Here is a 7,129-nt window from a genome sequence, read left to right on the forward strand (position 1 = left end):
CATGATGCCGGAAGAGTCCCGCCCGAGGCACGCGGCACCGGACGACAACGAGCCGATCTCCGGAAGCCTGGAGGGCATGGCCGAAAACGCCGCCGAGCGCACGAGCTACATCCAGCCCGTCGCGCCGCGGCCGCCCCAGCCGCCACAACAGCAGGCACCACAACAGCCGCCACGACAGCGGCCGATGCCGCCGGTCACCCCGCAGCAGCAGGCGAACAGGCCGCCCCGCGCGATGCCCGACCCGCAGCTGACCAGCGTGCTCGCCAACCCGGCGCCGCCGACGTCGAGCATCATGCCGCCGTCGCCGCCGGTGGAAACCCCGTCGGACAAGGTCGAACTCCCCGACCCCGGCACGGAAAGCGTGGTCCCGGAACGCTCCAGCGACGGCAGGCACACCGGCTCGGGCAGTGGCCCGGTCAGCGGAAGCGGCCCCAGCAGCGGGCCGGGCACGGGCTCCGGGTCGTTCCCGCACGGCTCGCGCCGCACCGGCCGGCGCACTTCGCGTCGCGGCAGGCTGGGCGCGGGCCTGGTCGACGTGCCACCGGTGCCCTACCGCGACCCGGCCTCGGCCGTGCTCACCGATCCGATGGTGAGCGAGGGGAAACGCTTCTGCGGCAACTGTTCCGCGAAGGTCGGCCGCGGCGAGGCCGGCCCCGAGGGCGTGTGCGAGAAGTGCGGCACGCCTTACTCGTTCGTGCCGAAACTCGGCGCGGGTGATCTGCTCGGTGGCCAGTACGAGGTGCTGGGCGCGATCGCGTACGGCGGGCTGGGCTGGATCTACCTCGCCAAGGACCGCAACGTCAACGACCGCTGGGTCGTCCTCAAAGGACTGATCGACACCGGCGACGCGACGGCCGTCGCCGCGGCGGTGAACGAAACCCGGTTCCTGTCCGAGGTCGAGCACCCGAACATCGTCAAGATCTACAACTTCGTGCAGCACCCCGACCCCACGACGGGCCATTCGGTCGGCTACATCGTGATGGAGTACGTCGGCGGGCAGTCGCTGCGGCAGCTCGCTTTGGCGCACTACCGCGAAGCCGGGCGCCCGGAGCCGCTGCCGATCGCGCAGGTGCTCGCGTACGGGCTGGAGATCCTGCCCGCGCTCGGCTACCTGCACAGCCAGAACCTGCTGTACTGCGATCTCAAGCCGGACAACGTGATCCAGACGCACGAGCAGCTCAAGCTGATCGACCTCGGCGCGGTGCGGCGGCTCGACGACTACGAGAGCCCGCTGTTCTTCACCACCGGCTACAGCGCGCCGGAACTGGCCACGCAAGGCGCTTCGGTCGCCTCGGACCTGTACACGGTGGGCCGCACGCTCGCCGTGCTGAGCTTCGAGTTCAACGGTTACACGACGAAGTACAAGGCCACGCTGCCGAGCCCGGACGACGTCCCGCTGTTCAAGCTCTTCGGTTCCTACCACCGCTTCCTCAAGCGCGCGACGCATCAGGACCCGGATCGCCGGTTCATCACGGCCGAGGACATGGCCGACCAGCTTTCCGGTGTGCTGCGCGAAATCCTCGCGATGGGCACCGGTCGGCAGCGGCCCGGCGTGTCCACTGTGTTCGGTCCGGAGACCACCACCTTCGGCGTGGACATCGTGGTGCCGGAGAGCTCGGGCGAGCGGGTGCCGCCGCCCGCCGCGGGCGAGGTCGTCGCCGGGCTGCCGATCCCGCAGGTGGACACGAGCGACCCGGCGGCCGGTGTGCTGGCGACGATGGCGGCGCTGGATCCGCAGGGCGCCATCGACTCGCTGGAGAGCGCGCCCGCCCAGTCCATCGAGGTGCGGCTGCGCATCGTGCGCGCGCGGATCGAGCTGGGCGAGCTGGCCGAGGCGAGCAGGCAGCTGCAGGCGGCCCAGTACCTCGCGATCCGCGCCGGCTACCCGCACGACTGGCGGATCGACTGGCACCGCGGGCTGATCGAGCTCGCCGGTGGCAGGCAGCGCGTCGCGCAGGTGGCTTTCGAAGCGGTGTACGACGATCTCCCCGGCGAGATCGCCCCGAAGCTGGCGCTCGCGGTGAGTGCCGAAGGCGTCGGCGACTACTTCGCGGCTTCCCGGTTGTACGAACTGGTGTGGCGTACCGACCGGTCGTACGTCAGCGCGGCTTTCGGCCTGGCGCGGGTGTATCTGGCACAGGGCGCGCGAACGAGCGCCGTCGAGGTGCTGGAGTCGGTGCCCGCGTCGTCCACGCACTACACGGCGGCGCAGGTCGCCGCGATCAAGATCAGGACGAGGACGAACGGCAACGCCGTGGTGTCCGAAGGGGATCTCGCCGACGCGAGCGCCCGGCTGGACAGGCTCTCCCTCGACGCCGAGCGCCGCACCAGGATGGCCGCGGAGGTGCTCGAAGCGGCGTTCGAATGGGTGCGCTCGGCCCCGCCGGGGCACAGCACCGGTACCCGCGTGCTCGGCTTCCCACTGTCCGAAAGGGACGTTCGATTCGGGCTGGAGCGTTGCTACCGCACGCTTGCCAGGCTCGCGCACAACCAGGAGGACCGGATCGGGCTGGTCGACAGGGCCAATGCCATCCGGCCACGCACGCTGACGTGACCGGGCGCGCCGGTCACGGGTTGATGTCCCAGTCCTCCCGTGACCGGCCCGCGGTCTGCGAAAACTTCTCGAGCGCGTCCGCGGAGCCGTGCGAGGTGAAGTGCTCGAACGTGACCTCGACGAACAGCGCGCGGGCGCGGACGGCGAGCGGCCCGTCTTCGGCGTCGAGACGGCCGTTGGCGCTGACGTAGATCTTGCGCCCTGCCACGCCGTCCAGCTTCGTCACGATGTACAAGGTGGACCCGACCGGCACCGGGCGCAGGAAATCCGTTTCGAGCTTTCCGGTGACCGCGGGGCGCCGCAGCAGGTTGCCTGCCGCGGAACCGAGCGCCTCGTCGAACGCGCAGGCCAGCAGGCCGCCGTGGGCGAGGCCGGGCGCGCCCTGGTGTGCCCTGGTGACCTCGAACCGCGAGCGCACAAGATGTTCCTCACCGACGGTGGACGTCATGTGCAGCCCGCCGTCCACGTCTCCGCAGCCGAAGCACTCGATGTAGTGCATGGGCAGCTGCGCACCAGGTCCGGGCGCGTCAGGGTGCACGGCCAGTGGCTCGGTCTCCACCGGGGGCCACGGCGTACTGCGCCGGCGCGTCTGGGATACCTCGTCCATCCGAACAAGTTAACCCGGTTGCCCCAACGTTTCGCGCCGACCCCGTGCTCGGAGAGACAAGACCCACCAGAAGCGAGAAAATTACTACCAATCGCTGGCTAGGTACTAGGGTCGCAAGATCGCTGGAACGGAACTGTGTGCACGAGGAGGTCGGGGCGTATGGCAGAAGCAGCGGCTCAGGAAACGGAAATCGACCAGAGAACGGTAAAACGGGCCGTCATCGCCTCCGCGATGGGTAACGCCACCGAATGGTACGACTACGGTGTGTTCACCTCGGGCGCAATTGCGACCGCGATCGGCACGGTCTTCTTCCCCGGTGAAGGAAATGCGGTCCTCAAGTCGCTGGCTCTGGTCGCGATCGGGTTCGTCGTTAGGCCGTTCGGCGGAGCGTTCTTCGGCCCGTTGGGGGACAAGCTCGGCCGCCAGCGCGTACTGGCCATCACGATTCTGCTGATGTCGGGCTGTACCTTCCTGGTCGGCTGCCTGCCGACCTACGCCGGCGGGTACTCGATCGGCATCGGTGCCCCGATCCTGGTGCTGTTGCTGAGGCTGATCCAGGGCTTCTCCACCGGTGGTGAGTACGGCGGCGCGGCGACGTTCATCGCCGAGTACGCGCCGACGAAGCGCCGCGGGTTCTTCGGCAGCTTCCTGGAGTTCGGCACGCTGTCGGGTTACGTGCTCGGAAACGTCGTCGTGCTCGCGGTGACGCTGTCGTTCACCACGGAGCAGGTTTCGAGCTGGGCGTGGCGGATTCCGTTCTTCGTCGCGCTGCCGCTGGGCATCGTGGGTCTCTACCTCCGGTCGAAGCTGGAGGACACCCCGGAGTTCAAGCGCATGGAGAAGGCGGGCGAGAAGGCGGAGAAGGCGCCGCTGAAGGAGACGCTCACCGAGAACTGGCGGATGATCCTCAACCTGATCGGCATCGTGTTGCTCCTCAACATCGCCGACTACATGTTGCTGACGACCATGCCGACCTACTTCACGGACACGCTGAAGATCAACGACAACACCTCGACCCTGATCATCATCGGGGTGGAGGTCGTGCAGATGATCCTCATCGCCCCGCTCGGCGCGCTGTCCGACCGGATCGGCCGGAAACCGTTGCTGCTGACGGCGGCGATCGGGTTCCTGGTGCTGAGCTACCCGTCGATCAAGCTGATGCAGAGCGGGAACCTCGCCCTGTTGATCGTCGGGTTCGGCATCGTCGCGTTCCTGCTCGTGCTGATGCTCGCGGTGATCGGGTCGACCTTCCCGGCGATGTTCCCGACGCGCGTGCGCTACGGGTCCTTCGCGATCGGCTACAACGTGTCCACCTCGGTCTTCGGTGGCACGTGTGGCGTGATCGTCACGGCGCTGATCCACAGCACCGGGAACGAGGACTGGCCCGCGTTCTACCTGATGATCGCCGCGGTGATCGCGATCGTGCCGATCATCAAGATCCCGGAGACCGCTCGCGTGCCGATCGCCAAGATCAACGTGCAGTCGTCGCCTTCGGACGGGCTGCGCGCGGCCACGAGCTGATTGCGCCACAAGGAAAAGGGCCGCGCCTCCCAGGTGGAGGCGCGGCCCTTTCGCTCACTCCGCGACTTCGGCGATGGTGGCCTCGGCGCGAGGAATGAAGCGGCGGCGGGACCAGGTCACCAACAGCGCCGCAATACCAACAGCAAGGCCACCTTCGACGAACAGCGCCGTGAACACCATGTTGCTTCCTCCTCGGAGTCTTTCCGGCCGGCCTCCGCCGCACTCGCGGTTGCCGGGTTCGGTAGTTGACGGGCCACTTCCTGGCCCACTACTTCATCGCCGCGAAGGCCTCGCGTATTTCGCCTCTACCTGGCGTTGAGCCGTGATGTGCACCACGGCAAGATAGGGGGTACCGCGTGGGAGGAGACGGCGGCAAATGACCGACAGGACAGAAGCACCCGGAGTGGCCGAGGCTGCCCGGCTGCTCGACGACATGACCCAGCAGATGACCCCGGTACCGGCATTGCTGGACGAGCACGAGGTCACCGAACAGATCGAAGTGCCGGTGCCGCCGGAGTCCAAACTCGACGGCCACGTCTTCTAGGAAATGAATGACGGCCCGCCCGGAGCCGTGCTCCGGACGGGCCGTCGTCGTTACGCGCTCAGCTCGCGAGCGCGGACAGCTTCGCCCAGTCGTCCCAGGAATAGGTCCAGTCCGAGTAGTCCCCGTCCTTGGCCGACAGCTGCTGGGTGGAACCGGTGATCTCCACCGGGTCACCGGTGAGCACCCCGTCGTAATACTGTTTCGCGTTCGTCGGGGACAGGTTCAGGCAGCCGTGCGAGATGTTCTTCTTGCCCTGCGCCCACACCGACGACGCCAGCCCGTGGATGAACTCGCCGTTGTTGGAGATCCGCACCGCCCACGGCACGTTCACGTCGGTGTAGCCGTAGCGCGGGTTGCTCATCGAGTACACCGGGTACTTCGACATCACCACGTGCGTGCCGCTGTGCGTGACGCGGCCGGGGTCCGAGTCGAGCCCGTAGCTGACCGGGTAGTCCGCGATCTGCACGCCGTCCCTGATCACCTGCATCCGGTGGGTCCTGGTGTCGCCCTTGACGATCTGCGAGCGGCCGATGGTGAACGTGGAGCTCACGTCCGACTTGCCGTACGTGCCGTCGCCGATCTTGACGCCGTAGATGTTCGCGTTGACGGTGACCTTGGTGCCCGGCTGGTAGTACTCCTTCGGCCGCCAGTGCACTTCGGTGTCCGAGAGCCAGGCCCACGAGCCTTCGGTCTTCGGCGTGGTCTCCACCGAGAGCGCGCGCTCGGCCGCGGCCTTGTCGGTCACCTTGCTGCTGAAGGTGAGCGCGATCGGCATCGCGATGCCGTACGTCTGCTGGTCACCGACGTTGAGACTGCCGGAGATCTGCCGTTTCGGCGTGACCGTCCCGAACGAACCGGACAGCTGGACCGGTTTGCCGTCCTCGCCGGTGGCGCTGCCCGTCCAGGTGTAGGTCTTGCCGTAGCCGAGGTCCTCGGTGGTGGTCCAGCTGTGCTTGTCCGCGGCGAGCTGGCCTGCCACCTGCTTGCCGTCGGGATTGGTGAGGGAGACGTTCTGCAGTTCGCCGTTGGCGACGGTCACCTTGACCGGATCGCCGGGCGCGACGTCCTGCGCGCCGTTCGCCGGAGTGGTCGTGAGTTTGGCCGCCTCGGCCTGCGCGGGGGCCGCCCCGCCCGCGGGTGCCTGCGTGTCCGTTGTCGACGGACCGGATCCGCTCGTGCAGGCACTGAGTCCCAGCGCCGCGGCCAGCCCCAGGCCGATCAGCGCGGTCTTGAGTCGTGTCACTCGTTGGTTCCCCTTTTCCCCATTTGCCTCATCAGACGCCGCTGCGCGTTCAGAAGTTGACAGGTCAGGGTGTGATCGAGCTCACGATTTGCTGCGAACGTCCCCGAGGTCCTCAGCCTATCGGGTGTACCCGTGATCTTCGCGTGGCTTTTTGTACGACGTTTAGGTGACATCGAGGAGGGTCCCGGATAGGGGTTCAGATTTCGCCAGATCCCGGTACGCTGCCCCTAGGCCGTCGTTTTGCGTGTTAGTGGCTTCACACTCGCGGAACTTCTGACGCGAGCCCGGAGCCGCACGCTTCTTGCTCGTCTCGTTGGAACCGCCCGGGGCGGCCCGGGTGTCGCTACGGTGACAGCCGATGCGGATGTAACGAGGAGTAAAGCGGTGGCGCAAGGCACTGTGAAGTGGTTCAACGCCGAGAAGGGCTTCGGCTTCATCGCCCAGGACGGCGGCGAGGGCGATGTCTTCGTGCACTACTCGGAGATCGATGGGCGCGGCTTCCGCACCCTCGAGGAGAACCAGCGCGTTGAGTTCGAGGTCGGGCAGGGCCAGAAGGGTCCGCAGGCCCAGAAGGTGCGCGTCATCTGACGTCGTTCCTACCCTGAACGTCGCAAGCCCCCGGCGGTTTTCCGCCGGGGGCTTGTTTTCGTTGTCGGGGTT

General features: G+C 67.4%; 7 protein-coding genes. 4 read left to right on the forward strand and 3 right to left on the reverse strand.

The window, feature by feature from the left end; all coding sequences use genetic code 11:
- The first annotated feature begins 1 nt into the window (after window position 1).
- The gene (locus tag FPZ12_RS27685) at window positions 2-2,554 is read left to right on the forward strand and encodes a serine/threonine-protein kinase (RefSeq protein WP_144749262.1); all 2,553 of its coding nucleotides are present in this window, start codon (window positions 2-4) and stop codon (window positions 2,552-2,554) included.
- Window positions 2,555-2,567: 13 nt separating this feature from the next.
- Here FPZ12_RS27685 and FPZ12_RS27690 read toward each other — a convergent pair whose 3' ends face one another.
- On the reverse strand, window positions 2,568-3,161 hold the full coding sequence (locus FPZ12_RS27690; protein ID WP_243770059.1) for a PaaI family thioesterase: 594 nt from the start codon (window positions 3,159-3,161) through the stop codon (window positions 2,568-2,570).
- Between the two features lie 159 nt (window positions 3,162-3,320).
- Between FPZ12_RS27690 and FPZ12_RS27695 the strand changes: the two genes are divergently transcribed.
- Window positions 3,321-4,682, forward strand: coding sequence for an MFS transporter (locus FPZ12_RS27695; protein ID WP_243770060.1), 1,362 nt, complete (start codon window positions 3,321-3,323; stop codon window positions 4,680-4,682).
- Window positions 4,683-4,736: 54 nt separating this feature from the next.
- Here FPZ12_RS27695 and FPZ12_RS46920 read toward each other — a convergent pair whose 3' ends face one another.
- Window positions 4,737-4,862, reverse strand: a complete 126-nt coding sequence (locus FPZ12_RS46920; RefSeq protein ID WP_279537836.1) for a hypothetical protein — start codon at window positions 4,860-4,862, stop codon at window positions 4,737-4,739.
- Window positions 4,863-5,058: 196 nt separating this feature from the next.
- Between FPZ12_RS46920 and FPZ12_RS45745 the strand changes: the two genes are divergently transcribed.
- Window positions 5,059-5,226 carry a hypothetical protein gene (locus tag FPZ12_RS45745; RefSeq protein ID WP_166462926.1) on the forward strand — a complete coding sequence of 56 codons (168 nt, stop codon included), beginning with the start codon at window positions 5,059-5,061 and terminating at the stop codon, window positions 5,224-5,226.
- 58 nt (window positions 5,227-5,284) lie between these two features.
- Here the strand turns inward: FPZ12_RS45745 and FPZ12_RS27700 are convergent, their stop codons facing one another.
- Window positions 5,285-6,469: a L,D-transpeptidase gene (locus FPZ12_RS27700; protein WP_208026035.1), complete on the reverse strand. Its 1,185-nt coding sequence runs from the start codon at window positions 6,467-6,469 to the stop codon at window positions 5,285-5,287.
- A gap of 384 nt (window positions 6,470-6,853) precedes the next feature.
- On the opposite strand from FPZ12_RS27700, the gene FPZ12_RS27705 reads away from it, so the two are divergent.
- Window positions 6,854-7,057: a cold-shock protein gene (locus FPZ12_RS27705; protein WP_027941311.1), complete on the forward strand. Its 204-nt coding sequence runs from the start codon at window positions 6,854-6,856 to the stop codon at window positions 7,055-7,057.
- Window positions 7,058-7,129 lie beyond the last annotated feature (72 nt).

Origin of the sequence: Amycolatopsis acidicola, assembly GCF_007713735.2 — a bacterium.
Taxonomy (GTDB): Bacteria; Actinomycetota; Actinomycetes; order Mycobacteriales; family Pseudonocardiaceae; genus Amycolatopsis_E; species Amycolatopsis_E acidicola.